The following is a 26,268-nucleotide window of genomic DNA, read 5'->3' as shown; positions in this document are numbered from 1 at the left end:
CAGCGTTACCGCTTCTGAACGATAACGCTGCCTTGGATAAACGGAATTACTTGCTGGCGGCGTCGATGGCCTTCTGCAGGTTTTCCGTATCGGTCGCGCCGGGAATAACGGTCACGTTGTCTGCGGTTGCGCCCTTGGTCGGCATGACTACGAACGTAGGCGTACCCTGGATCTGCATCTTGCTGCCCAGGTCCATGTTGGCCTGGATCTGGGACTCCAGCGTCTTCGCGTCAGCTTTGACATCGGCCAGCTTCAGGTCAACGGCTTTCAGGGCTTTCTCTACGTCCTGCTCGGTCAGCTTGCCCTCGTTCTTGCCGGTTGCGAACAGACCGTTGTGGTACTTCAGATAAGCCTCGCCGCCCTTCTTGGCATACACATACTGACCGGCTTCCGCCGCCAGGATGGACGCAGGCCAGCGAGCACCAAAGACTGGAAATTCCTTGAAGATGAAGCGAACGTTGGGGTTCGCCTTGATCAGCCCTTCGACCGTTTCGGACATGTGATAGCAATAGATGCACTGGTAATCGAAAAACTCGACGATCGCTACCTTGGCATCCTTCGGCCCTACGGCAGGCGTCTTGGCATCGTTGAGCAAGGCATCGGCGGAAGCTACGGCACCCACGGTCAGCTGACTGATCTGCTCTTCCTGTTGTTTCTGCTGCAACGCCTGGCTGACCTGAACCAGCACCTCAGGGTGCTTGATCAGATAATCCGCGGCAATCTTGCCAATCGCATCCTGCTGGCTGGCATTGAAACCGCCAACACTGCTATCGGCGTGGGCAAAGGGAGCGCAGGCCAGAACCAATGCTGCAAGAGCTGATTTGGCACGCAGCGTCCGACCTTTGAAATTCTGCATCTGTGGTTCCTTGGCTATGAACGAGGGGAAATAGCACTCCGCCGGTGGGCGGAAAGCTCATGATCGTACCGCATGCCGAGGCCTTTACAAAAACAGGTTGAATTGAACAGGCACAAACCTAAGGCATTCGGCACACCTGAAAGCAATCCAGCAGAATGCCTTGGGGCAGCTGGTCGCCTTCAACTGACGTTTGCCATGAATGAGAGTCCGAATGGTTTTAGCGAGGTAAATGTAAATGACTGATCAGGCTGACTTCATCCGGATAGTGAAGAGCGAAGTGCTCTCCGAAGGCTTTTCCGTACTCAAAAAAAACACCTTCGACTACCGTCGCCGTAACGGTCAGTGGCAACAGCTGACCCGGGAAACCTACGATGCAGGCGACAGCACTACCGTGCTCCTCTATAACCGGGCGCAGCGGACCGTTGTGCTCACCCGGCAATTTCGCTTTCCTGCCTTCGTCAATGGCGTAACCGATGGCATGCTATTAGAGACACCCGCCGGAAAGCTTGATAAGGCATCTCCTGAGAAACGTATTAAGGAAGAGATTCGTGAAGAGACCGGCTATGACATCCAGAATGTCACGCCACTGTTTGAAGCCTATTCAACCCCCGGCTCCGTGACGGAAAAGCTCTCTTTTTTCACGGCTGAATACGAGTCAAGTAACCGCAAGGAAGACGGTGGTGGTCTGGAAGGAGAAGGTGAGGACATCGAGGTATTAGAAATGCCTTTCGATGAAGCGCTAGGTTTGGTCAGGCAGGGGCAGATAAAAGACATGAAGACCATCACCTTGCTCTATCACGCAGCGTTACACGTATTCGATAAACCTGTAGCGTAATGTCAGCCATTTTTCGGGCGAGTAAGCTTACTAAGCCCACTCGCCCGAACGCGGTTCCTTACAGGCGGAACCGTGCCATTTGCGTGGCCAAGTGATCGGCCATAAGAGACAGTTCCTGACAATCCGCACGACAGGCATTCACATCCTTGACCGTTGTTTGAGCAAGGTCAGCGATACCCTGAACGTTCCGGTTGATCTCTTCCGTTACTGAGCTTTGCTCTTCAGTAGCGGTCGCCACCTGATGGTTTCTATCCGTAAGCTCTTCGACATGCGCAGCAATGGCATCTAATGACCGGCCTGTTTGTCTGCTGGCCTCTACGCCCGTTTCAGTAGCCGATTGCCCGGCACGTATGGAGGCAACGGCCTCGTCAGCACGTCCTTTGAGTTCACCAATCATGCGCTGAATTTCAGAGGTCGCGCTTTGGGTACGGCCAGCCAGGGTACGAACCTCATCAGCCACCACGGCAAATCCACGCCCCATTTCCCCTGCACGAGCTGCCTCAATGGCTGCATTGAGCGCCAGCAAATTCGTCTGGTCGGAAATACTACGAATTACCAGCAAAACCTCATCAATGGTATCGACCTGTTGAGCCAGGGCACCTACAGCGCTTGCCGCCTCCTCAATATCGGCCGACATCCCTTGGACATACTGGATAGATTGCCCAACCACCTGCTTGGCGGATACCGCCTCTTCCTGAGTGCTGCAAGAGACCTCAGCTGCAGCGCCAGCATTGCGTGCGATCTCTTGCACGGTCAGCCCCATTTCATGCACAGCGGTAGCCACCATATCGGTCATATGCTGCTGCTGGGTCGCTCGCGTCGATGTGCTATCCACTACCTGGGCAACCTGGACCACATTCTGCCGAAGCTGCTCGCTGGTATGCAGGGCATTACCGATCAGCTCGCGCAAACTTTCAACAAATCGATTAAAGCCACGCGCTAAATCACCTAGTTCATTCGCACGGCTTTCATCAAGCCGACGCGTTAGGTCGCCATCACCGCTACCAATATCGATCAGCGCGGTTGTTACCTGACGAATCGGCCGAACGATACTGCGCGCCATCCAGACAACCAGTCCCAGAAACGCCAGAACAACGGCCAGACTAATACCTGAAATGACAAGCAAAGCCTTTTGGGCAGGACCATAAACCTCCGAAAGCGGCACCTCGCTGACCAGCGTCCATCCAAGCGACTCGACTGGCTCAGCTACCGCTACGTATTCCTGGCCATCCCGCTCAAACATCACAGCCTGACTGTCAGCGCCTTTTGCCTTGGCAATCAGTTGCTGGGCGGGCCCAGTTCCTACTAACTGCTCAAGCATCTTCTTGTCATTGAGTTCGGCTTGGGGATGGATTTTCACCTTGCCGTCTGGACTGACTAAATATACCTGACCCTGCTGGCCAAAACGGAAGTCACGAATCATGTCTGACAATGCTGTCAGGCTGAAGCCTAGCCCTACTACACCCAACAGGCGGCCGTCGCGCTCGATACGCTCATCAATAAATAAGGTGGGCATATGAGTATTGTTATCAATGTCGATCACGATCAAACGCTGTTGTCCGCTCGCCAGAAAGTCATAAAACCACTTGCTGTTCGCTTCGCCAGGTTTGAGCGTGATATCCAAGCCTTTGTTCGTAAAATAATGGCCGGAATCCTTGGAGATGATAAAGGACACGAGCGCGTTGTAATGCTGTTGGAGATTCGATAAATAATGTACGAACTGAGGCTGTTGCTCGACAGCTTCGCCAGCACTCAACCAGTCGGCAATCAATGTATTGTTGGCCATATTACTGGCCGTGGTCAGCGGGACGGTCAGTACTCGCTCAAGATCATTTCGAATCGCTTTGACACTGGTCGGCATAGCCTCTTGAAGCAGATAACGATCGGTTAACCGATTCAAGGCATAGGCATAGATACCAATTACAACCAAACTGCTAATGACCAAGGCGGCGCCCATGCTCAAGATAAGCTGCCACTGGATACTGTTTCGCCAAAGACGCATAACGTAACGTGCCTCGAATTCCGCGACTAGAAGAGATGCTGCAAAGAGATCTGGAGATGGCTAAGCGGTAACTCTAAATGCAAGGGCACAGCTAGCGTCTAGACGTTCTTTGAGTAAACGAATAAGTAGTGCAACGCGTATCGACGAACAGAAGAAGAACTTTACGGGGGGAGAATGGTTTTTGGAGAGTGGGTGACTGACGGCAACAATAAAAACCGGACAATAAGGCGTTGCCTTTTAACAAAGGCAACGTCAATAGACTCCATAAAGTACGCGTAACGTGCAGTAGCGAGCCCTGCATTTATAAGGCTTTAACGAGCAGCAAGGTGACTCTACTGCCTTGCTCCTACTACTCTTTAGCGTAGCTGACTATCCTTACTGCCGCGTCGGTTATAGCCGCTGAATCTGGCCTGCTCCTTGTCGTGCGCGGCCTGACAGTTAACGCACAAGCGCACGCCCTTTACTGCCTGGCGTCGAGCCTCGGGAATAACCGCATCGCACTCTTCGCAGTGCGTCAGGCTTTCACCACGCCCCATCTGGCTTCGAGCGCGCTGGATAGCATCTTCAATGGTGCTGTCGATCTGCTCTTGAACCGCCCCGTCGTTTGCCCAACCACTGGCCATAGGACTCTCCCATTAGCTGTGAGACATCCTGTTGATATGGGTACATCTGCACCTATAACAAGAGGCCAGCGCAACGTCATTTGCCGTAGCCGACCAATGACATCCTATGACTCATTTACACCAGATCTGCTCGTGTCAGCTCACTTTTGAGATAGGCGTAATAAATAGGCGCAGCCACAAGTCCTGGTAGGCCGAAAGCCGATTCAAAAACCAGCATGGCTAGCAGTAATTCCCAGGAGCGGGCCTTGATTTGCCCTCCGACAATGCGCGCATTGAGGAAATACTCAAGCTTGTGGATAGCGACCAGATAGCATCCTACGGATACTGCCACCCAAAGAGAAACCGACAGCCCTACGATCAGAATCAGGGTATTAGAGAGCAAATTCCCGATCACGGGCAGCAGCCCCAGAATGAAGGTCGCTACGATCATTGTCTTGATCAGGGGCAAGTGGATGCCACAGAGCGGTAACACACCCGCAAGAAAGACGGCTGTCAGAATGGTATTGATAAAAGAGATTTTTACCTGGGCAAATACCACGTTGCGAAACGCCTCTGACAGCAGCGCCACACGGTCCAGCAGCGCGGTGGACAGCGGACGTTCCTGGGCTCTGCTGCGCTTGCGCTGCAAGGCAACGGCAGCGCCGAGAATCAGGCCAATCACGAGGGTGACAAATGTGTGTATTGCATCCTTGCCAATGGTCTGCAGTTCACCTAAGTGAGCACCCAGCCACTCATTGACCGAGTGCCGAAAATCCTCGGCGCTGGCGGGCAGGTATTTATCGAGCGCCATCGGAAGTTGCCCACGGGCACGCTCGGTGAGCGCCATGAATTTATCGATCAGACTGCCCGGATTGCGAACTTCATGCAGTACAAAACTGATCGCGCCCGCAAAGAACACGGCCAGTACACAGACAACTAGGGTCACCAGCAGGGCTACCGCTACGATACGGGCACGATCACCGGAAATAAGCCCCTGCAGGCGAGGCTCCAGCATATTGGCCAGTTCAAAGACCAGCAGACCGGCAAACAGACTGGGGACCAATCCAAGCGGAAAAACCAATATGAGGCTGGCCAGAATAACGAACCAGCTACCCAGAAGAATCTGACGAGGCGTAAATACGGGCATGATGTCCTATGCGTTGTAAGGCAGCCTCAAGGAGGCAATCCATTCCATCAATCATTATCGTAAAACAGAGGTGACTGCGGCTCTTGCGCAACCTCTATTGTGCCCTGTTAAGGGCCCGCGCGGGAAATACCGTTCATGTCCGGGTCTTTCAAAATTCGACGGCATAACGCCTAAAGCCACTACAAAATGAAGGGTTGCTCTATACTACGCGTTTCCCTTTCAGAGGCTTTGCCACGTGTTCGCCGGTCTCGCTCATTTTCGTCAAACGTACCTTGTCCGCTTCTGGGCTCCCCTTCCGACACTGGTCGCCTTGGGTGTCCTTTCGGCGTATTACTTCACGCTCACCCATACGTTCTGGGCCGTCACCGGAGAATTTACCCGTTGGGGAGGACATGTACTGTCCTGGTTCGGCCTCCATCCTGAGGAATGGAGCTATTTCAAGCTCATCGGTTTGCAGGGCACCCCGCTGGACCGGATCGATGGCGTCATGATCGCCGGCATGTTTCTCGGTGCCTTGAGCATGGCGTTGTTCGCAGGCAATGTGGGCTGGCGCTGGCCTACCAGTCGTAGGCGCCTGCTGCAGGGATTGATTGGTGGGATCGTTGCAGGCTTCGGTGCTCGCCTGGCCATGGGATGCAATCTGGCAGCCTTTTTTACCGGCATCCCTATGTTTTCCCTGCATGCCTGGGCTTTCATGCTGGCGACTGTCGCGGGAGCCTGGATAGGGGTAAAGCTCAGCCTGCTGCCCTTTCTGAGAGCGCCACTCAAGGTTGGCAAAACCCGCTCATCCCTGCCCTCCCCGGATTCGCTTGCACACCGGGCCAGAACACAGTCCCGCCTGGGCATCGCCGTACTGTGTGCCGCGGCACTGCTGGCCGCCTGGCGATTCGAGGCCTCCTTTGTATTGGGTATCGCCTGCGTATTCGGACTCCTGTTTGGCACCCTGATCGAGCGGGCCCAGATCTGCTTTACCAGCGCCGCCCGCGACATCTGGACGACCGGCCGCACTCGGGCTGCCCAAGGGATTCTGCTGGGCATGGCGGTTGCGTCCATTGGCACTTTTGGTGCAATTCAGCTGGGCGTTGCGCCCAAGATTTTCTGGATGGGCCCGAACGCCATCATTGGCGGCCTGCTCTTTGGTATCGGCATCGTATTAGCCGGTGGCTGCGAGACCGGCTGGATGTACCGCGCCGTAGAAGGACAGGTGCACTTCTGGGTAGTGGGCTTGGGCAACGTGATTGGCGGTACGCTGGTGGCAGTGTATTGGGACGAGCTGGGTAATGCACTGGCGCTTCCTTATCCTAAGATCGACTTACTGAAAGCCGTCGGCCCTGGCTATGGTTTGCTGCTGACCTTTATCGGCCTGGGCATCGCCCTATTATTGGTTCAACTCAACGCTCGCCGTTTCGGCACCTCCAGGAGAGTCCATGAGCACACAACCGGATCTGTCTCTCGACCTGAGGGGCGAACACTGCCCCTATAACGCCATCGCTACACTGGAAACTCTGGAAACGATGCAGGCTGGTCAATTGCTCGAAGTCATTACCGACTGTGCGCAGTCGGTACATGGCATTCCAGAGGATACCCAACGCTATGGCTATCTGTGCCGTAGCGTCGAGCAGCATGGCTCGCTGTTCCGCTTCCTGATCGAAGTCCCTGCGGAAAAGGCAGGCCAGACGGCAGCCAGCGTCACCGTGTAGTCAGGAGGCCTCTCTGGAGGCCCCCTTCGACTTACGCCTCGGCAGCCACTCGGTGCGCCATGGCAACACCGGGCCTTATGGCTGAGCCGACTGACATCAATTTATTCAATGCCGACACCACCTGATCGACAGTGATCGCCTGCATGGACGCCCGGCACTTTTTGCAGGGCAGCCGTGCGCCATTACCCAACGGCGTCTTGCCTTGATACAGATTGATATGGCCCAGGTATCCTGTGACCCGCGGCGAAATAAACTCTGAAAACAGCACCACGGCTGGCGTCGAAACCGCTGCAGCAGCATGGTGCATTCCGCCTTCAGCCCCAACAAAACCCCGGGCGTGAGCCAGTACGGCCGCCGCTTCGCGAAAACTGGCCGTCACGACATGGCGTACCCCTGGAAGCAGCCGGGTTCCCTCCGGCCCCAACTGCACGAAGTCGAAGCCGCACCGAGCCAGCTGTTCCCAACGCTCCCAGAGCCAGGCCTTGTTGGAATCGGTCACCTTGGTATGGGGCTCAATGACAATCGCGCCCTGGGCATGTTGTCGACCGAACACCAACTCCTGGGCAGAGAAAAATATCTCGCCAGGCACCAGCTCAAAGACCTGCCACTCGCAGACTTTCTTGTTCTTGCGGTAGATATACGGACGGCTCTTGGGTGCGTTGCATATCGTGACGCACCCTGGCTCCGGCTGTTTGAGAATATAGGGATTGTTCTCCCAGATCTCCGACCAGCGCGGCTGCCCCTCACAATCCACGAACACCACTTTCTGCCGGGTCTTTTCATAATGCACGCGGGCCTGACCCGCAGCCATCAGCTCGTCACCCCATCCCATTCGATTTCTCCCGAATGTAATGCCGAACCCAAAATGTGCCAGGAGACTAGCAGGCTCATCCTTAAGATTTGCTTAACCAAACTGCATTCGTGAGCGTTTCGTTAAGCAGACACCTTTCAAGGGTGTAAGCGGGTATTTCCATCGGTTCTGAGCGATGCTGTCGACAGCATCGTCACAGAGTAACCACAGGGGCACACGGCTTTTCAGCCAGACGTGCGATAGTGTGGGCTGATCGGATACCGGAGCGCTTGATGTACCAGGAACTCAACGAGCTATGGCTGCTGTTCATTCAGACCTTGGCCTGGACGACTTACTATCTTCAGCTCGGGCTGCTGCTTTGCGCTGTTGGCATTGTGGCCGGCCTAGTGAAATGGGGCGTATGGTGGGGTAAGGCTCTGGTTATAGGCTCTGTCGGGATCGCCGCCCTGCTTGCGCTGGCACTGGACGCCATTGGCAAACTGGTTGCCACGTTATAGATGAGAAGCATTATATAAGGCATGTCAAAAAAGCCCTGGAGCCGAACCTGTAAGGAACACTACCCGGCACCGCCGGTCCGTGTGTAGGTGACAAGGAAACTGCTTATAACAAGTTGTTTATCCATGGAGACCACCATGACTGTCAAAGCCCTGTTTGCTGTAACTGCCCTTCTAGCCTCCAGCGCTGCGCTGGCAGCCTCCCCCGCGATGGAAAAAAATGGTGTTCTGGTCGATGACCAGGGCAGAACGCTATATACCTACGACAAGGACACTGAAGGAGTTTCCAGTTGCAATGGCAAATGCGCGGAAAACTGGCCGCCGCTCAAGGTAGAGGCTGGTAGCAAGCCTTCGGATGCCTGGACCGTGATCGAGCGCGAAGATGGCGCCATGCAATGGACTTACAAGGGCAAGCCGCTGTATACCTTCGTCCAGGACAAAAAGGCTGGTGACAAGACTGGCGATGGCAAGGGTGGTGTCTGGCATATAGCCAAACCATAACGGCTCAGGAAACCGGCTACCGCGCCGGTTTCCCTTCTGACACACCGCTGCCAAGATGCACTGGCATGCTCATCAATACCCAGCACCTGAGCCCGGCATCAGCCCGCCTGAATACCCTCTTTCGAGAACTCCTCATGACCGACTCCTCGCCCATCCGTATCCTCGACTCACAGATTCTTGCCAATGACTGGGGCGTGCTGACCAAGTACACCCTGGATTACCAGCGGCGTGATGGATCACGACAGCAGCACACCCGTGAGACCTACGACCGCGGCAACGGCGCGACGGTACTGTTGTACAACCTGGAGCGCCGTACCATTGTGCTGATCCGACAGTTCCGCCTGCCGACCTATCTCAATGGCATTCCTGATGGCATGTTGATCGAAACGCCGGCCGGCCTGCTCGACAACGCCGCGCCTGAAGAGCGCATCCGCGCTGAAATCGAAGAGGAAACGGGATACCACCTCCATCATGTCACCAAGCTGTTCGAAGCCTACATGAGCCCGGGCTCGGTCACGGAAAAACTCTACTTCTTCGCGGCAGAATACGATAGCGATACACATAGAAGCGAAGGGGGTGGGCTGGCTGATGAAGGTGAGGACATCGAAGTAATGGAGTTTGGCTTCGATGAGTTGCTGGACATGATTCGCGCCGGACGCATTCTGGACGCCAAGACCATCATGCTGGTGCACTATGCAGCGCTCTACTTGTTCCCTAAGCGCTAGACATCGTACACATGGCTAATCCGCCTCTCAAAGCGAATATCCTGATCCAGACCCTGCGGCCTACGACCATGCTCTTCGTTGAACATGGCCAGGACGTGCTTTAACCAGATTTTCAAGCCATTTCACAGTTTTAGACCCCTCTCCTGCAAGGGCAGAAACCTCTGCGTTTGCAGGAGGTCGCACACCTCTTATCAGCTGAATCAGTGACCAGCCACTTTGCTGGCAAGCCCGTAATATGCAAGCACCAGATAGACGCATCAGGAAATAATATTCCGGCTTACTGGCCTGAAAAGGTGTGGATCGTTCAGGTTCTAGCCAGAATTTGGCATATACCCTGTTTGACGACTCCTGCGCGGCGTGCTCTATGCACAAACTCTGCATGAGGTGATTGCTGATCATAGGCCAGGCTTGTTACGGTACGGCCCTTTCCAAAAGATGGCCTTTTGTCCAGGCTCTCATACTTTTATTACATGACCATTTAATGCCTATGCCCACTTTTCTCGCAGCCCTTTTTTCTCGTACCCCGTTAGCCAAGGGCACACGCATTTTTTCCAAAGGCTCTACCTGGAGCGCCTGTTTGCTCGGAGCAGCCCTTACAGCAGGTCTGGGTCAGGTACAGGCCCAGGAAAACAAGGCGGCTGACCGTTGGGTCAGCGATACGCTGTCTACGTATGTTCGCAGCGGCCCGACCGATGGCTATCGTATCGTTGGATCACTCAAGTCCGGCCAGAAAGTCGAGCTGGTCAACACCCAAGGTGATTACAGCCAGATCCGAGGCGAAAGCGGTGATCTGGTATGGATTCGCTCCAGCGAACTGCAGGAACAACCAGGCCCGGTAGAGCGTGTACCGCAACTGGAACAGCAGGTAAACGAGCTGAGCAGCAAGCTCAAGACGATCGATGACAGCTGGAAATCCCGCGTTCAGGGCATGCAGGAAACCATGGACGCCCGCAAAGCACGCATAGATGAACTTGAGCAGACCCGGCGCCAGCTGGATGCCGAGCTGACCGACGCACAGTCCGAACTTCGCAGCGTCAAGGCGCGCCTGGGCGATGAGAACAAGGATGTCATGATGCGCTATCTCGTTTACGGAGGCAGCATTGCCGGGGCCGGCCTGTTGGCAGGTTTGATCCTGCCGTCATTTGCGGGTCGCAGAAAGCGCAACGATCGCTGGTTCTAAAGGGCAGGCTCCGGCACAGCATGTGTGCCTGGAGCCCTCCTCTTATTCATCAAGCACAAAGCGGGCAAGCCGCTGCCTGAGCATGCGGTTTTCCATACGCAGGGTTTCTACCTGGGTCAGCAGGTCGAGCGCCAGTGCGATGCCCGCCCAGTCCAGCTCAAGCTCTCGTTGCAGCCGTACGGCACGGCGTACCGTATGCAACGCTGGCAAATCGAATACCCATACCTCTGGCCGCGGCCCGTGTGGCTCGACGATGCCATGCTCGACAAGCTCAACGATGTGAGTCACTGGCGTATCGACCAGCTGGCTGATCTCTTCGATGTCAAATTCCACGATTACGGTGGTCATCTCAGTCCCTCCACTCACTTCTGGGGTTGAAGCTGGCCTTGCTCGCCAATTGCTCCCATAGTTTCCGAGTAGCCTCATCATGAGTCTTGGGCATGACAATTTTGATCACGGCGTACAGGTCCCCTGCGCCGCCCTTCCGGGTTCGCAACCCCTTACCCTTGAGACGTAAACGCTGCCCCGCCTGGCTGTTAGCCGGAACGGTCAATTGCAGTTTCCCGCTCAAGGTGGGGACAGTTACCTTGGCGCCTAGTGCAGCTTCCCAGGGCGCAAGCGGAACGGTCAGAAGCAGGTCATGCCCGTCGACATCGAAGAGTGGATGAGGAACCAGCCGGACAACCAGATAAAGATCGCCATCGGGTCCGCCATTGAGCCCTGGGGCGCCCCGCCCTTTCAACCGGATTCGCTCGCCATCGGTCACGCCTGCCGGAATGCGTACGTTCAGGCTCTTGGGTACGCTCTCGTGACGCAGCCCGTTCGCACTATAGCTAGGCACCCGATAGTTGATGGTCCGCGGCTCGTCCGACAGCGTGTCTTCGAGAAACAACGGCAGTTCCATTTCCACATCCTGCCCTCTTCGTCCGGCATTACGCTCCTGGCCGCGCCCACTACCGGGTCGGGCACCAAAAACAGATTCGAAGAAATCGGAAAAATGCCGCTCGTACTGCCCGTCTCCTCCTCCGCCAAAATTGCCGTTGAACTCCCAGCCTGGCGGCGGCTCGAACTGCTGCCCGGCCCGGCCGTACTGGCGTAGTTGATCGTATTCGGCTCGTTTTTCCGGATCTCTGAGAACCTCATAGGCCTCGGAGACTTCCTTGAATTTGTTTTCCGCATCCAGCTCTTTGCTGACATCTGGATGATATTTGCGCGCCAGCTTGCGGTATGCGGTCTTGATCGCTTTTTCGTCTGCGCCCGGGTCGACGCCCAGTAGCGCATAATAATCTTTGAATTCCATCGAACCTCACCGTCTCGTCAATCGACAACAGTCAAAAGCAGACAGCTATGACAGGCCTGTCGCTGCCCGGTGATCGTGCCTGTCTATAACCATAGCCCTATCAGCCCGGTATGGCGCTGATACAGGTCAGTGCACGACACAAACACCCTTCGATAAAGATGTGGACAGTACGCCAGGAATCCAGTGCCGGTTGCGAAAAAGACACGGAAGGCAGCCGTTTGCCAAGCGGCTTCAGGCGCGCACCGCCTGTGCGAAGGCGGTGCGCGAAAGAGGATCAGTTTTACTGCTGAATCAGATTGACGCGGTTGCCTGTGCCGGATTGGCTCAGGTTGACCCGTAGATCAGCACCGGTCTGCTGTAGCGTGATGTGGTTATCCGATCCGCTCAGCTGGCTGAGATACGCCACGTTACGATCGCCCTGCTGCCCGATGGTGATTTCATTGAGCGAGCCTTCGGTCGAAGCGCTCAGGATGTTATCACTACCCTCTTGCGTGCCGTACAGGACGTTACTGTTGCCGGTCTGATCGGCATAGAACTCGTTACCAGTCCCGGTCTGGTTGGCGGTCGCAATGTTGTAGTCACCCACCTGGCTGAGCTGAGCGGCCTGCCAGTCACCTGCCTGGAAAGCATCGATACTGTTCGAGACACCACTCTGGGTAGTGTCTGCGTCGTTATTGCTGCCTTCCTGAGTGACCAGGGCGCCGCCATTCTGACCGTCGATACGGACAGCGGCTTGCTGCTGCGTACCGCGCTGGGTGACATAGGCCGAGGTATTCACACCACTGACCTCAAGCGTGGCCACGGAACCCTGGCTGTCCAGCTGGTAGATATTGGCGGAGGTATCGTTCCCTGTCTGAATGACCGTCGCAACGTTATTGGAGCCGTCCCGCTGCCACAGCAGAGCGGTGTGATTGTCGCCCTGTTGATTAACGGATACTTCACTGGCCACGGCCCCTTCCTGCAGCGTATGGGCCCAGTGAGTGTTGCCGTTTTGCGTAATCCGGGAGGTTGCCTGGGTCGTGTTTAGTTGCTCGGTTTCAGCTTCGTTGGCAGTGCCTGTCTGGCTCTGGTTGACTGAAGCCGACTCGGAAGCTTGCTGGGAGACCGACGCCTGATTGTTCCAGCCATACTGGTATTGGTTGGAGTAGGCAGTGGTCGAGTCGGCCTGCTCGACAGTCGCGACGTTGTAATTGCCCGCCTGTGCCTGCTGTGCAGTACCGGCCTGGCTATTGACCTGAGTCAGGCGAGCCTCATTGGCGTAGCCGCTATGCGACTGCTTGGCGGCATTACCGGAGCCGGACTGCTCGATCGTAGCCGTATTGAGCACACCGTGCTGGTCCTGTCGGGCCGTATTATTTTCAGCAAAGGCTTGCGTGGCTAACACCGCGAGAACGGCAGCGGCGAGCGGTTTGAAGATAAACATAGCTCTCTCCATGAATGTTTATTCCACCAGAGGTACAGCAAGGTCTGGGAGACCTTTACCGCATTACCATTGCGCAAGAACCTGCAAGGGCACCCTAGCGATCAGGCATTGTGAATCGGGAGGCTATATTCGCCGTTTAGCGCAGCGACGGGTATCAATCGAAAGATTGAAAATGCTCGCTCTTTAACACTTTCCAAGTGAGACCAAAGGCCTCATAGATGGGTGGTCAGAACCTTCAGTATCTCCTGCGGCCTAACTTATAACGCCTGCACAAGGCCCGAACGGGAGACGAACATGAGCGACATCAAGCACCCCGAAAACCAGAACGCTGAAAACGAAGACCTCGATAATCGTGACGTCGATGACGACCAGCTAGACCAGGCCGTAGAGGAAACTTTTCCTGCCAGCGACCCGATTTCACCATGATCTGATCAGTCGATCGGATTTCTTCTACTCGGTCTTGGGGTTGAAGACTATATACCTATAGCTTCAACCCTTTTTTTGTGCCTGATGTTTCCCAACGCCAGTCCATCACGGATGCGCTAACGGGTTGGCCATCAGGGGGCGGATCAGGATCACCGAACGCAGCAGCGTTGAAAGCCTGGCTGCTGCCTTCGACATCCGGCGCAATCATTCCTGGATAGCAATCGTGCCCCTCATGCCTGTGGCAGTCAGGGCATGTTGCGTATTGAAGCGTTAGCCTGCCGAGCGGCACCTTTACTGATCGCTGTTGGAGCATCCTTGCAAGTTGGCTTGGGTCACGTTGCTGAACGCCGGAACACTGCGCGTCAGCCAGACATTACCGCCAATGGTGGAGCCTTTTCCGATAGTGATGCGTCCTAGAATCGTCGCGCCGGCGTAGATCACCACATCGTCCTCGACGATCGGATGGCGTGGATGCCCTTTTTGCAGATTACCGGACTCATCGGCCGGGAAGCGCTTGGCACCTAAAGTCACTGCCTGATAGATCCGGACCCGCTCGCCAATGATGGCTGTCTCACCGATAACCACGCCGGTACCATGATCGATAAAGAAGCTGGGGCCGATCTGCGCCCCTGGATGGATATCGATACCCGTGGCTGAATGAGCCAGCTCTGCAATCATGCGTGCCAGTAGCGGCAGGTCCGAACGATAAAGCTGATGCGCCAGACGATGGTAGATAACAGCCAGGATACCGGGATAGCACAGCAGCACTTCATCCACACTGCGCGCGGCCGGATCACCCCGGTAGGCTGCCAGCACATCCGTATCCAAAAGACGGCGTAGATCAGGCAGTGCCAAGGCAAAGTCCTGCACGATGCGCTGCGCCGGGTCTTCGACCGAGCACTCAGAGGTTCCCCGCTGCCGAGCGGTATAACATAGCTCCAGACGTACCTGCCCCAATAGAGCATTGAGTGCACGGTCCAGCACATGCCCTACGAAAAAGTCTTCGCTTTCCGCACGCAGGTCACTGGGTCCCAGACGGAGCGGAAACAAGGCGCTACAGAGCGACTCAAGGATCTCGCTCATTACCGCTCGCGACGGCAGCTCACGGCTGCTCAGTTCTCGCGTTCGGCCATGCTGGCTACGCCATTCGTTACGAGCGTCATGCAGCTCATCTACGATTCGTTCCAGTTGCCAGTTGATCCCCGGGGCTTTACCCCGCACCGCATTTGAATCGCTCATTACCACGTTCCTGGAAAAAGAACCGGCGCGAGCCGGTCCTGGGTTCGACAATAAAACGTTGCGGCTGATCAAGCGTGCCCCAACGCATGCTTGTACCTTACCGCATCGTCTGCCCGATCGGATAGGATGGGGACAGACCTGCCAACGCCGCACCGCCTGGCGTCAAGGCAACCACGAGTGAAACATTCATACAGGAGAACTCTTATGACGTTTGGCCCCCTGGTCAGTACCGAGTGGCTTGCCAACGCATTGGGCAACAAAGACCTGGTGATATTCGATGCCAGTGCCTACCTGCCCAACGAGTTGAAACATGCACGCGCCGAGTATGAGGCTGCTCACTTACCCGGTGCTCGCTTCTTCGATATCGAAGAGATTTCAGATCAGGACACAACGCTGCCGCACATGGTGCCCTCCCAGGGTCGTTTCGCCCGGCTGGTAGGTGAGCTGGGGGTCAACAACCAGTCCCGCGTTGTGGTTTATGACCAGAAAGGGTTGTTTTCAGCAGCACGTGCCTGGTGGATGTTTCGCCTCTTCGGCCATCATCAGGTCGCAGTGCTCGATGGAGGCCTTCCCAAGTGGCAGAGCGAACATCGACCTGTAGAACAAGGCCCGGCACCTGTCGTACCGGCCCAGACGTTTGAAGCCACGTTCCACGCCAGAATGCTACGGGGCCTGGGCGATATCCAGACCAACCTCGACAGCCGCCTCGAGCAGGTACTGGATGCACGCGCGGCCAATCGCTTCGAGGGGTCGGTGCCCGAGCCGCGTGCAGGCCTGGCCTCCGGGCATATTCCAGGTAGCGCCAGCCTGCCCTATACCGATCTTCTCAATGCTGACGGCACGTTCAAGGATGTCGATACGCTCCGCGCGCGCTTTGCACATGCGGGTGCGGATGGCTCACGATCAGTGGTTACCAGTTGCGGCAGCGGCGTGACAGCAGCCGTTCTTCTCCTGGGACTGGCAGTAGCAGGCCTACCGGAAGGGGCCCTGTACGACGGCTCCTGGACAGAATGGGGCTCGCGCTCAGATACCCCCAAAGCGACAGGACAGGCTTGATCATTCCCGCGGTATCGCTCCTCTGACGGTACCGCTCCACCACCGCGGCGTAGGCTTCAAAGATTATTCTTTGGTCTAATAGACGCCTTTTCTAGGGTCTTGATCAAGACAGATCTTCTTCTCTGAGCCACGCTGTTTCAGGGCTCGGCCGCTTATGTGCTACTTAAAACTGTTATCAGGCATACAGTTAAGCCATTTGTCTCATACGGTCTTTCAAGTGCGATAAACGAACAAATGGCTATTGCTTTAGGTAGCGAATCGATAGCATTATCGCGGCACGTCATCGTACAACCCTGGCCATAAGGCACAAGGGTGAATTCCACAATAAATTCAATAATGGAATAACCTGAATGTTGAAGATTGCACCCTGTACGGCCTTAATTTTCCCGCCCGATATTCCCCCCTCTTCTAGATTTCGCGGAGGCGTTTGCGCGTCCGCTTAGGTTCGGCTGCCTATTCAGGCCGGACATGAAATGCCCTGAGGATCAGGGCCTCTCCGCCTCTGATAAATCAATCCGCAAGAGATTGCGCTCAGGTGCGGCACCATTACTCATGGGAGTACAACAATAATGACCCTTCGCTATCTCTCTGTTCCTGCGTTTATTGGACTCACACCGCTTGCGCTGGCCTTGGCATTACCGATGGCTGCTCATGCTGAAGGTTTTCTGGAAGACGCCAAAGTCAACGTGATGACCCGTAACTATTACTTCAACCGGGATTTCCGCAACGGTACCAGCGCTCAACAGAGCAAGGTCGAAGAATGGGGCCAAGGTTTCATTATGACGGCAACCTCGGGTTACACACCGGGCGTCATAGGTTTTGGTCTGGACCTGACCGGGCTCTACGGAATCAAGCTGGATAGCGGTCGGGGCCGCGCTGGCACTCAGTTGCTGCCGGTACATGATGATGGGCGTGCCGCGGATGATTTCGGTCGTTTGGGCGCTACCTTCAAGGCTCGCATTTCCAAGACTGATCTGTTGTTAGGCGAATTGATGCCTAACGTACCCGTGCTTCGCTTCAACGATGGTCGCCTGCTTCCTCAGACATTCCGCGGTGCGACACTGACCTCCAAGGAACTGGACGGCTTCACGTTCTATGCTGCGCAGATTCGCCAGGTGAGCCTGCGTAACTCCTCCAACATGGAGGATCTGTCCATCACGACCGGCGGTGCCCGTCAGATTCGTGCAGCCTCTTCGGATCGCTTCAATTATGTAGGGGGTGAATACACCTTCAACGAGAAGCGCACCATGGTTGGCGTATGGCACGCGCAGTTCGAAGATGTCTACAAGCAGAACTTCTTCAACCTGACCCATACCCAGAAGTTCGGGGACTGGAGCCTGGGCGCGAACCTGGGTTACTTCACCGGTGAAGAGGAAGGCCAGGCACGTGCGGGCAACCTGGACAACAAACTCTTCACTGGACAGTTGTCCGCCGGTATTGGTGGTCACAAGTTTACCGTAGGTTATCAGCGCGTCAGCGGTGATAACGGCTGGCTGAGCGTTAACGGTTCCAGCGGCGGCAGTATCGTAAACGACATGTTTACCCAGAGCTTTGACAATGCCAAGGAACGCTCGTGGCAGCTGCGTTACGACTACAACTTTGCTGCTATGGGTATTCCGGGTCTGGCCTTCATGGCGCGTTACGGCCATGGTGACAACATCTACGTCAACGCTGCCAATGATGACGGCTCGGAATGGGAACGTAACTTCGATGTGGCCTATACCTTCCAGAGCGGCCCGCTCAAGGACCTGAACATGCGCTGGAGAAACTCTATGGTCCGTCGCGACTATGGCAGCAACAACGATGTCGACGAGAACCGCCTGATCTTCAGCTACCCTATCTCGATTCTGTAAGCGCCAGGTCAATACAAAAAGCCCGTCTTTCGACGGGCTTTTTTTAACGCCTTGCCTACTGCCCTTCATATTGAGTTTGGCGCGACTCCACGCCCAGCTCATCCCATACCGACTCGGCCAAATGGAAGGTCGCGTTGGCCGCTGGGATACCGCAATAAATGGCGCTCTGCATGATCACTTCCTTGATCTCGTCGCGCGTTACACCATTGTTGGCAGCGGCGCGCAGATGCAGCTTGAGTTCTTCGCTCCGGTTCATCCCAATCAGCATGGAAATGGTAATCAGGCTACGGGTATGCCGCGGCAGGCCCGGACGGGTCCAGATATCACCCCAGGCATGCCGGGTGATCATCTCCTGAAACTCCTCGTTGAATGGCGTGAGCTTTTCCAGGCTGCGATTCACATGGGCATCGCCCAATACCGCGCGACGGACCTCCATGCCCTTTTCATAACGTTCGCGTTCGTCCATCTCGAGATCTCCTAAGCCGTCAGGAAAGCCAGGACACGGCGACTGAATGCTTCGCCGGCCTGTACATTGGAAAGATGCGCAGCATCGAATTCCGCATACTCGGCATTCGGAATTTGAGCCTGCATGTAGTGACCGTCGGCCGGTGTGGTGACGGCATCGTGCGTACCCGCCACGATAAGCACCGGAACGGTAACGGTCTTGAGATGCTCACGAAAGTCACCGTCACGCACGGCAGCACAATTGGCGGCATACCCTTCTGGCGAGGTAGCTGCGAGCATGTCGGTAATGCGCTTGACTTTGGCTGGCTCTGCCTGGGAGAACTCAGGCGTAAACCAGCGCCCAACAGAGGCATCACGCAGATTGACCATGGCCGCCTGGCCGCCCTTCAAAACCGTATCGATACGGTCATTCCAACCGTCTGCCGTTCCGATCTTGGCGGCGGTATTACAGATAACGACACGCTGGATACGGTCACTGGCGTTTACTGCCAGCCACTGCCCGGTCAGTCCACCCATGGACAGTCCGCAGAAAAAGGCTTTCTGAACCTTGAGAGCATCCAGCAGCGCCAAGACGTCATGGCCCAATTGCTCAATGGTGTACGGACCGGGCGTGACGGTGGAGCCGCCGTGGCCGCGTGTGTCATAGCGCAGTACGCGAAAATGCTCGGTAAAGGCGGGAATCTGGTCATCCCACATATGCAGGTCAGTGCCCAGCGAGTTGGACAGTACCAGAACCGGCGCGTCTTCGCGGCCATCGAAACGGTAATTCAGTTCGCCCTCGGCGAGTTGCACAGTTGGCACAGGAATCCTCCTAGCGAGCAGACGTCAGTGAATGGTGTTCGGCACAGGCGCGTTCTACCCAGGTGCGGGCCTGTCCCAAGTAGTGCGCAGGATCGAGCAGATGATCCAGCTCATCGGCAGACAGCTCGGCGGTCACGGTCTCGTTCTGCCCGAGCGCCTCACGCAGGTGGCATTTCTGCTCGACCGCACGACGGCAGCACTGCTCGACCAGCTGATGCGCCTGCTCGCGGCCGACACGTTGGCTAAGGGTAATGCTGACAGCCTCGGCCAGTACCAGTCCGTGGGTCAGCTCCAGGTTCGTGCGCATGCGTTCGGCATCAACTTCCAGCCCTTCGGCTACCAGCAACGCCTGTTCCAGCGCACCCGAAGTGAGGCAGAAGATATCAGGCAGGGTGTCCCATTCGGCATGCCAGAGACCCAGACTGCGCTCGTGTTCCTGGGGCATGGCCGCGAACATGGTGGCGACAAGGTTGGGGATGCGGGTCGCGGCACTGATCAAGACCGCGGCGCTGACCGGATTGCGCTTGTGGGGCATGGTCGAGGAACCACCCCGCCCCTGCCCGGCCGGCTCGAAAACCTCTGCCGCTTCTGTCTGCATCAACAGGGAAAGGTCACGCCCCAGCTTGCCCAGGCTTCCGGCAATCATGCCGCACACACTGGCGGCCTCTACCAAGCGGTCCCGCTGGGTATGCCAGGGTTGATCAGGCAGTGTCAGGTCAAGTTCTTTAGCCAACGCCTCGGCGACCGGCATGGCCTTGTCACCGAGCGCCGCCAGTGTGCCCGACGCACCACCAAACTGCAGCACCAGAACACGCGGCTTGAGCTCAGCCAGCCGTTGGCGATGACGGTTAATGGCGCCTAGCCAGCCGGCAATCTTCATACCCAGCGTGACGGGCGTTGCATGCTGCAGCCATGTCCGTCCGGCCAAGGGCGTGTCTACATAGCGCTGAGCCTGTTTGGCCAGGGCATCAGCCAAGGCAGCCAGACCGTCTTCCAGCAGCGCGAGGGCTGCGCGGACCTGCAGCACAAGCCCAGTATCCATGACGTCCTGACTGGTGGCGCCCATGTGCACATAGCGCTCGGCCTCGGGGCTTGTACGCTTGATTTCACGTCCCAGTGCCTTGACCAGCGGAATGGCCGAGTTGCCGCTGCTCACGATGGCCTGCTGCAACTCGGCAAGGTCATAGGCCTCGGCGCGGCAAGCTGCCTCGATCGGTGCGACGGCATCCTTGGGAATCAGGCCGACCGCGGCTTCGGCTCGCGCCAGGGCGGCTTCGAAATCCAGCATGCCCTGCAGGCGCCCGCTATCACTGAAGACATCACGCATCGCAGCCTGGGTAAAGTAGGCATCGAAGAGCTGATGGGTCGGACGCTGACTCATATGCATTTATCCTTGTTAGTGATCGTCATGCAGATAGCTGGCTCTGCGCGGCAGGCGCAGGCTTACCAGGAAGGCCACTACCAGCATGCAGGACACATAGATGTAGAAGAGATTCTCATGCCCCATGGCTTTGAAGTTCAGCGCAACGAATTCGGCCGAACCGCCAAACAAGGCATTGGCTACGGCATAGGAGAGTCCTACCCCTAGCGCACGCACCTGTGGCGGAAACATCTCGGCTTTTACCAGGCCACTGATCGAGGTGTAGAAACTTACAATGGCCAGCGCGAGAATGATCAAGCCAAAGGCAATGACCGGGCTGGTCGTGGTTTTCAGAGTTAGCAGGATGGGATAGGTACACAGTGCACCGAGCGCACCGAACCACAACATGGAAGCGCGGCGGCCAATACGGTCAGACAAGGCACCAAACAGCGGCTGCATTAGCATGTACAGGAACAGCGCACCGGTCATAATGCCGCTGGCCGTCTTGGCATGCATGCCTACGGTGTTGACCAGATACTTCTGCATGTAAGTTGTAAAGGTATAGAAAATCAGCGAGCCACCGGCGGTATATCCCAGCACAGTGAAAAACGCCGCCTTGTGATGTTTGAACAGAGCCGACAGCGAACCCGCCTCTTTGGCAGCACGGCTTTCTGCCGTCGTGGTTTCCTCAAGCGAGCGACGCAGCAACAGCGAAATCACGGCAGCAACCGCACCCACCACAAAAGGAATACGCCAGCCCCAGGCACGCAGCTCCTCTTCGGACAGGACCTGCTGAAGGATGACCACCACCAGCACCGCCAGCAACTGCCCGCCAATCAGCGTCACGTACTGGAACGAGGCATAAAATCCGCGCTTACCCTTCAGCGCCACCTCACTCATATAGGTTGCAGTAGTGCCGTATTCACCGCCGACCGACAAGCCTTGGAAAAGTCGCGCCATGAGCAGAAGAAGCGGCGCCCAGAAGCCAATGCTGTCGTAGGTGGGCAGGCAGGCAATCACCAGTGAGCCGGCGCACATCATGAGCACGGAGATCATCATTGACGTACGCCGCCCATAACGGTCGGCCACCCCACCGAAGATCCAGCCACCGATGGGTCGCATCAGAAAGCCTGCGGCAAATACACCGGCAGTGTTAAGCAGTTGAACGGTGGGGTCGTCTGAAGGGAAAAACGCGTGAGCAAAATAGATGGAGCAAAAGGAGTAAACGTAAAAGTCGAACCACTCGACGAGGTTGCCGGACGAGGCGCCGACAATGGCAAAGATTCTTTTACGACGCTCTTCCAACGTATAGGAACTGGTAGTCATTCGATCCGCTCTTGTCATTGAAATAGGAATAATCCGGCACGCAATCGATCCTGACGTGCCGGTGAATGACCCTACAGAGGGCAGCCTTTGCCCTGTCGCAGGGTGTGCCGCCTACGCATGACGGATTCGCAGGCCTTGGTGAGACATGTCCTTTTACAATTCTCTCCTTTGCAAAGCCGCAAATCCTTCGCGCTGGCGCAGATCACCCTTATTCCTCATCAACGCCCCGTTGTACGAGGCGCCCAAGACATTGACCTCAAACGCGCTCGACTGCCAGCGCCAGACCTTGTCCAACCCCAACACACATGGTCGCGAGCCCCAGCTGCTTGTTGGTCTTTTCCAGCCAATGCACGGTAGTCATGACCAGGCGTGCACCGCTCATCCCCAGCGGATGACCCAGTGCAATGGCGCCGCCCTGCGGATTTACTTTTTCACTGTCGTCCGGTAATCCCAAGCCTCGCACTACCGCCAGGGCCTGGCTGGCAAAGGCCTCGTTCAGCTCCATCACATCGAAGTCTTCAATGGTTTTCCCCAGACGGGTCAGCAGCTTTTGCACCGCCGGCACTGGGCCGATTCCCATGACACGTGGCGCAACGCCGCCACTTGCCATACCGAGAATGCGGGCGCGAGGCTTGAGGCCATACTTCTGCACGGCCTCGGCCGAGGCGATGATCATGGCCGCAGCGCCGTCATTCACACCCGAGGCATTACCCGCCGTGACGGTCTTGTCGGGCCCATTGACGGGCTTGAGCTTGGCCAGCATCTCCAGCGTGGTATCAGGGCGTGGATGCTCGTCCTTGTCGACAATCGTCTCGCCTTTCTTGTGGACGATTCGCACCGGCACGATTTCTTCGGCAAAGAAGCCACTCTCCTGGGAAGCCGCCGTGCGCTGTTGGCTGCGCAACGCAAAGGCATCCTGATCGGCGCGGGAAACATTATGATCCTGCGCGACATTGTCTGCCGTTTCCGGCATGGAATCGGTACCGTACTTCTGTTTCATCAATGGGTTCACGAAGCGCCAGCCGATGGTGGTGTCTTCGATCTTCTGTCCGCGGGAAAACGCAGTGTCCGCCTTGCCCATCACGAACGGAGCGCGGGACATCGATTCCACACCGCCGGCAATGGCCAGCTCCATCTCACCTGTGGCAATGGCGCGATAAGCCGTCCCTACAGCGTCCATCCCCGACGCGCAAAGGCGGTTCAGGGTAACGCCCGGTACGGTTTCCGGAAGGCCTGCTAATAGAAGCGCCATACGCGCCACGTTACGGTTGTCCTCGCCCGCCTGGTTGGCGCAGCCCATGAATACCTCATCGACTTCCGCCCACTGCACTCCAGGGTTGCGCTCCATCAGGGCCTTGAGCGGAATAGCCGCCAGATCATCGGCACGGACGCTGGACAGCGCACCGCCAAAGCGTCCAATAGGTGTACGAACGGCATCGCAGATGAATACATCACGCATCATGAGTCTCCTGATACCGCTCCTGGTCGGGCCGATGGCCCATGGGTAAGGAGGCGGTGTGACGGTCATGGCAGCACCTGAAATCGGGGTGCCAGCTACCTAGGTCGTACTCGCCCGGATGGAAGACCTGGCGAGTAATGTTGAACGGAACAGTAAGCCGCAAGGCTGTGAGCAGACAATCCGATAATCGAATCTACGGTCGATTATCGAACACGATTATCTGTTCCCGTATGTGGCTGCGTAAATCGAAAGGGCCTTATGACGCATCTGAATGACTGACGATACCCTTGATCACTACGGCCGCTGTAGCCAGCGCAGCAGGTACTACCAGCGCAGTCAGCACCTGCTCAAAATTCCACCCCAGTCCCAGCAGAGTAGCTCCCATCCAGGCGCCCAGAATGGCACCAAAGCGTCCGATACCCAGCATCCAGGACACCCCTGTGGCACGACCCTGGGTCGGATAGAAGCGCGCCGCCAGTGAAGGCATGGCGGACTGCGCACCGTTGATGCACATCCCCGCAACCAGTACCAGCGTAGCCAGCAACGTCACGTGACCCAGGCTCTGCCCGACACAGTACGCAAAGACACCGGCGAGCAGGTAAAACGTGCCAATGACCCAGTGCGGATTGATCCGGTCCATCGCCCAGCCCACGGCTACCGCACTGAGCACGCCACCAAACTGGAACAGGGCTCCGATGAATGCAGCCTGCTCCATGCTCGCCCCGCTATCACGCATCAGGGTAGGCAGCCAGCTTGTCAGCAGGTATACGATGACAAGCCCCATGAAGTAGGTCAGCCAGAGCAGCACTGTGCCCAGCCCACACGCCTTGGAGAAAATAACGGCAAAGACATTGCGCGCCTTGACTGTGCGCTGCTCTGGTACGCTGAACTCCCTAGCCTGCTGCACGATACTTGGGCCGATGGGCAGCAAGGCCTTGCGAATCCGTGCCACGCCCCGGTTATGCACCACCAGATAGCGCGCCGATTCCGGCAACCACAGCAGCAGCACTACTGCCAGAGCCATCGGTAGCAAGCCCCCGAGCAACAGCAGGCTATGCCAACCGAACGCCGGAATCAGCTTGGCGGAGATGAACCCGCCACACGCCATGCCCAAATTGAAACCACAGAACATGCTGGTTACCAGTAACGACTTGAGCCGCTCCGGGGTGTATTCAGACAGCAGTGTCGTGGCGTTCGGCATGGCGGCACCTAGGCCAAGGCCGGTCAGAAAACGCAGGATCACCAGTTGATCCACCGTACCGCTGTAGGCCGAGATCACGCTGAAAAGTCCAAAGATGGAAACGGCGGCAACCAGCACGACCTTACGGCCGAACCGGTCCGCCAACGGTCCCGAGCCCAACGCACCAAACACCATCCCAACCAGGGCAGCGCTCATGACTGGTCCAAGGCTTGCTCGATCGATTCCCCAGTCCTGGGTCAACGCCGGTGCGATAAACCCCATGGCAGCAGTGTCCAGGCCATCCAGGAAAACGATCAAAAAGCACAACACCACGATTCGCCATTGATAGCGGCTCAGCGGCTGGGCATTGATAAATGTCTGAACATCAAGTGTCGTGTTCGTCGAGGCCCCCGTCATGACAAGGCCTCCATCATCCACGAATAGAAAGAAAGCGCATCGGAGCGATGCGCATGCACCATCCCGTTCACGGGAGAAATCATGCAGAACATAGGCGGACTCTGTTGTTTTTATCAGGCGTGCCGGCTGGCAACGTGCCTCTACCCTACGGAGCAGCCACGTACTGCACAATTCGATTAACGGCTAAAGGTTCGATTAGCGAACAGTTTCAGTGAAAGAGCTTGGAGCTGAGTTCCTGGCTGGCCTTGAGTAAAAGGGGCAGGAAACGACGCTCCAGCTCCTGCCGGGTGATACGGCTAGCATGGGTGCCCACGTTCATGGCAGCCATGACCTGACCTGAGGCATCCAGTACCGGTACGGCCAATGAACGAAGCCCGACCTCCAGTTCCTGGTCAACGACGCACCAGCCCTGCTGCCGGATCTGCTCGAGACAGGGCAACAGCTTTTCTGGCGTATGCAGTGTGCGACTGGTCTTGATCTGCAGGTCAGCACGCTCGAAGTAATCCTGAAGGGCAGCATCATCCAGAGCCGCCAGCAGAATACGGCCCATGGAGGTGCAGTAGGCCGGAAGCCGGCTGCCAACGCTCAGATCGACCGAAATCAGCCGCAGCGGTGTGGCGGACCGGGCGATGTACAACACCTCATCGCCCTCAAGCGTGGCGACGGAGCAGGCCTCATGCAGCTGCTCGCTCAGGCGATCCAGAATGGGTTGGGCGGTGAGCGCCATGGGCGTGGATGACAGATAGGCATGGCCCAACGTCAGCACCTTGGGTAATAGTGAATAGGTCCGTCCATCGGTGGTCACGTAGCCCAGCTTCATCAACGTATGCAGGCAACGCCGAACCGCCGCGCGGGGGATCTCGGTTCGGTGGCTGATCTGCGCGATGGTCAGATGCCGCTTGCGCTCCTGAAAGGCATGGATCACAGCCAAGCCACGCGCAAGGGACGTCATGAAGTTTGGATCGCCCGTGAAGGCCTCGATCCGCTTGGCCGGCGATGCAATGATAGGCGGTGCGCCAAAGCTGTGAGGGTCACGCGAATTCGAGTTATCCATGATCTCTGCTCGGCCGCTGTCTGATTTGGCCGATTATCGAAGCATCTGATCGATAA

General features: G+C 56.7%; 26 protein-coding genes and 1 pseudogene. 10 read left to right on the top strand and 17 right to left on the bottom strand.

All coding sequences use genetic code 11. The features are described from left to right. Positions 1 to 46 precede the first annotated feature (46 nt). Positions 47 to 856 (bottom strand): DsbA family protein, encoded by an 810-nt coding sequence (locus PLU01S_RS17875; RefSeq protein ID WP_010795444.1) that lies wholly within the window; start codon positions 854 to 856, stop codon positions 47 to 49. A 235-nt stretch (positions 857 to 1,091) separates the two neighbouring features. Between PLU01S_RS17875 and PLU01S_RS17870 the strand changes: the two genes are divergently transcribed. Next, positions 1,092 to 1,691 (top strand): NUDIX domain-containing protein, encoded by a 600-nt coding sequence (locus PLU01S_RS17870; RefSeq protein ID WP_074825018.1) that lies wholly within the window; start codon positions 1,092 to 1,094, stop codon positions 1,689 to 1,691. A gap of 58 nt (positions 1,692 to 1,749) precedes the next feature. On the opposite strand, the gene PLU01S_RS26680 is transcribed toward PLU01S_RS17870, so the two are convergent. From PLU01S_RS26680 to PLU01S_RS17855, 4 genes and pseudogenes are all read right to left on the bottom strand, one after another. Beyond that, positions 1,750 to 2,478 (bottom strand): methyl-accepting chemotaxis protein, encoded by a 729-nt coding sequence (locus tag PLU01S_RS26680; RefSeq protein WP_372238908.1) that lies wholly within the window; start codon positions 2,476 to 2,478, stop codon positions 1,750 to 1,752. A gap of 126 nt (positions 2,479 to 2,604) precedes the next feature. Beyond that, positions 2,605 to 3,552, bottom strand: a pseudogene (locus tag PLU01S_RS26675) (HAMP domain-containing protein); the annotation flags it as partial. Between the two features lie 497 nt (positions 3,553 to 4,049). Next, entirely contained in the window at positions 4,050 to 4,316 is a 267-nt protein-coding gene (locus PLU01S_RS17860; protein ID WP_074825024.1) for a DksA/TraR family C4-type zinc finger protein, read from the bottom strand. Between the two features lie 115 nt (positions 4,317 to 4,431). Next, positions 4,432 to 5,442, bottom strand: a complete 1,011-nt coding sequence (locus PLU01S_RS17855; protein WP_074825027.1) for an AI-2E family transporter — start codon at positions 5,440 to 5,442, stop codon at positions 4,432 to 4,434. 235 nt (positions 5,443 to 5,677) lie between these two features. Between PLU01S_RS17855 and yedE the strand changes: the two genes are divergently transcribed. Together yedE and yedF are read left to right on the top strand one after the other, a co-directional pair. Continuing rightward, positions 5,678 to 6,925 (top strand): selenium metabolism membrane protein YedE/FdhT, encoded by a 1,248-nt coding sequence (gene yedE, locus PLU01S_RS17850; RefSeq protein ID WP_074825030.1) that lies wholly within the window; start codon positions 5,678 to 5,680, stop codon positions 6,923 to 6,925. Continuing rightward, positions 6,870 to 7,142, top strand: a complete 273-nt coding sequence (gene yedF, locus PLU01S_RS17845) for a sulfurtransferase-like selenium metabolism protein YedF (protein ID WP_074825034.1) — start codon at positions 6,870 to 6,872, stop codon at positions 7,140 to 7,142. The genes yedE and yedF overlap by 56 nt, the downstream gene beginning before the upstream one ends. A 31-nt stretch (positions 7,143 to 7,173) precedes the next feature. Here yedF and PLU01S_RS17840 read toward each other — a convergent pair whose 3' ends face one another. Next, positions 7,174 to 7,974 (bottom strand): glycosyltransferase family 9 protein, encoded by an 801-nt coding sequence (locus PLU01S_RS17840; protein ID WP_074825037.1) that lies wholly within the window; start codon positions 7,972 to 7,974, stop codon positions 7,174 to 7,176. 251 nt (positions 7,975 to 8,225) lie between these two features. On the opposite strand from PLU01S_RS17840, the gene PLU01S_RS17835 reads away from it, so the two are divergent. The 4 genes from PLU01S_RS17835 to PLU01S_RS17820 all read left to right on the top strand — a co-directional run bounded on the left by PLU01S_RS17835 (position 8,226) and on the right by PLU01S_RS17820 (position 10,853). Then, on the top strand, positions 8,226 to 8,450 hold the full coding sequence (locus PLU01S_RS17835) for a hypothetical protein (protein ID WP_010795453.1): 225 nt from the start codon (positions 8,226 to 8,228) through the stop codon (positions 8,448 to 8,450). Between the two features lie 135 nt (positions 8,451 to 8,585). Beyond that, positions 8,586 to 8,948: a COG4315 family predicted lipoprotein gene (locus PLU01S_RS17830; RefSeq protein ID WP_074825039.1), complete on the top strand. Its 363-nt coding sequence runs from the start codon at positions 8,586 to 8,588 to the stop codon at positions 8,946 to 8,948. Between the two features lie 134 nt (positions 8,949 to 9,082). Next, positions 9,083 to 9,673, top strand: coding sequence for an NUDIX domain-containing protein (locus PLU01S_RS17825; protein WP_010795455.1), 591 nt, complete (start codon positions 9,083 to 9,085; stop codon positions 9,671 to 9,673). 487 nt (positions 9,674 to 10,160) lie between these two features. Beyond that, positions 10,161 to 10,853 (top strand): TIGR04211 family SH3 domain-containing protein, encoded by a 693-nt coding sequence (locus PLU01S_RS17820; RefSeq protein ID WP_374940334.1) that lies wholly within the window; start codon positions 10,161 to 10,163, stop codon positions 10,851 to 10,853. Positions 10,854 to 10,895: 42 nt separating this feature from the next. Here the strand turns inward: PLU01S_RS17820 and PLU01S_RS17815 are convergent, their stop codons facing one another. From PLU01S_RS17815 to PLU01S_RS17805, 3 genes are all read right to left on the bottom strand, one after another. After that, positions 10,896 to 11,201, bottom strand: coding sequence for a chaperone modulator CbpM (locus PLU01S_RS17815; protein ID WP_074825044.1), 306 nt, complete (start codon positions 11,199 to 11,201; stop codon positions 10,896 to 10,898). 1 nt (position 11,202) lies between these two features. Next, positions 11,203 to 12,153, bottom strand: coding sequence for a curved DNA-binding protein (gene cbpA / locus PLU01S_RS17810; protein WP_074825047.1), 951 nt, complete (start codon positions 12,151 to 12,153; stop codon positions 11,203 to 11,205). A 280-nt stretch (positions 12,154 to 12,433) separates the two neighbouring features. Beyond that, positions 12,434 to 13,576, bottom strand: coding sequence for a hypothetical protein (locus PLU01S_RS17805; RefSeq protein WP_074825049.1), 1,143 nt, complete (start codon positions 13,574 to 13,576; stop codon positions 12,434 to 12,436). A 294-nt stretch (positions 13,577 to 13,870) separates the two neighbouring features. Between PLU01S_RS17805 and PLU01S_RS26340 the strand changes: the two genes are divergently transcribed. Continuing rightward, positions 13,871 to 14,002: a hypothetical protein gene (locus PLU01S_RS26340; RefSeq protein ID WP_010795460.1), complete on the top strand. Its 132-nt coding sequence runs from the start codon at positions 13,871 to 13,873 to the stop codon at positions 14,000 to 14,002. 291 nt (positions 14,003 to 14,293) lie between these two features. Here PLU01S_RS26340 and epsC read toward each other — a convergent pair whose 3' ends face one another. Then, a complete protein-coding gene (gene epsC, locus PLU01S_RS17800; RefSeq protein WP_074825052.1) occupies positions 14,294 to 15,241 on the bottom strand; it encodes a serine O-acetyltransferase EpsC in 948 nt (315 codons plus the stop codon). 204 nt (positions 15,242 to 15,445) lie between these two features. On the opposite strand from epsC, the gene sseA reads away from it, so the two are divergent. After that, entirely contained in the window at positions 15,446 to 16,297 is an 852-nt protein-coding gene (gene sseA, locus PLU01S_RS17795; RefSeq protein ID WP_074825056.1) for a 3-mercaptopyruvate sulfurtransferase, read from the top strand. Positions 16,298 to 16,866: 569 nt separating this feature from the next. Further along, complete coding sequence (locus PLU01S_RS17790; RefSeq protein WP_074825059.1) at positions 16,867 to 18,150, top strand: OprD family porin; 1,284 nt, start codon at positions 16,867 to 16,869, stop codon at positions 18,148 to 18,150. 55 nt (positions 18,151 to 18,205) lie between these two features. Here the strand turns inward: PLU01S_RS17790 and pcaC are convergent, their stop codons facing one another. The 7 genes from pcaC to PLU01S_RS17755 form a co-directional block, all read right to left on the bottom strand. Further along, entirely contained in the window at positions 18,206 to 18,616 is a 411-nt protein-coding gene (gene pcaC / locus PLU01S_RS17785) for a 4-carboxymuconolactone decarboxylase (RefSeq protein WP_010795464.1), read from the bottom strand. An 11-nt stretch (positions 18,617 to 18,627) separates the two neighbouring features. Continuing rightward, entirely contained in the window at positions 18,628 to 19,416 is a 789-nt protein-coding gene (gene pcaD, locus PLU01S_RS17780; RefSeq protein ID WP_010795465.1) for a 3-oxoadipate enol-lactonase, read from the bottom strand. Between the two features lie 10 nt (positions 19,417 to 19,426). Then, complete coding sequence (locus PLU01S_RS17775; RefSeq protein WP_074825062.1) at positions 19,427 to 20,797, bottom strand: 3-carboxy-cis,cis-muconate cycloisomerase; 1,371 nt, start codon at positions 20,795 to 20,797, stop codon at positions 19,427 to 19,429. Between the two features lie 15 nt (positions 20,798 to 20,812). Then, entirely contained in the window at positions 20,813 to 22,102 is a 1,290-nt protein-coding gene (locus tag PLU01S_RS17770; RefSeq protein WP_010795467.1) for an MFS family transporter, read from the bottom strand. 256 nt (positions 22,103 to 22,358) lie between these two features. Then, complete coding sequence (gene pcaF / locus PLU01S_RS17765; protein ID WP_074825065.1) at positions 22,359 to 23,564, bottom strand: 3-oxoadipyl-CoA thiolase; 1,206 nt, start codon at positions 23,562 to 23,564, stop codon at positions 22,359 to 22,361. 253 nt (positions 23,565 to 23,817) lie between these two features. Continuing rightward, positions 23,818 to 25,158 carry a 4-hydroxybenzoate transporter PcaK gene (gene pcaK / locus PLU01S_RS17760; protein WP_010795469.1) on the bottom strand — a complete coding sequence of 447 codons (1,341 nt, stop codon included), beginning with the start codon at positions 25,156 to 25,158 and terminating at the stop codon, positions 23,818 to 23,820. 208 nt (positions 25,159 to 25,366) lie between these two features. After that, positions 25,367 to 26,212, bottom strand: coding sequence for an IclR family transcriptional regulator (locus tag PLU01S_RS17755; RefSeq protein WP_010795470.1), 846 nt, complete (start codon positions 26,210 to 26,212; stop codon positions 25,367 to 25,369). Positions 26,213 to 26,268: the final 56 nt, after the last annotated feature.

Origin of the sequence: Pseudomonas luteola NBRC 103146 (assembly GCF_002091675.1) — a bacterium.
Lineage (GTDB): Bacteria > Pseudomonadota > Gammaproteobacteria > Pseudomonadales > Pseudomonadaceae > Chryseomonas > Chryseomonas luteola.
The sequence above is the reverse complement of the archived record's forward strand: the minus strand, read 5'-3'. Positions and strand labels throughout refer to the sequence as shown.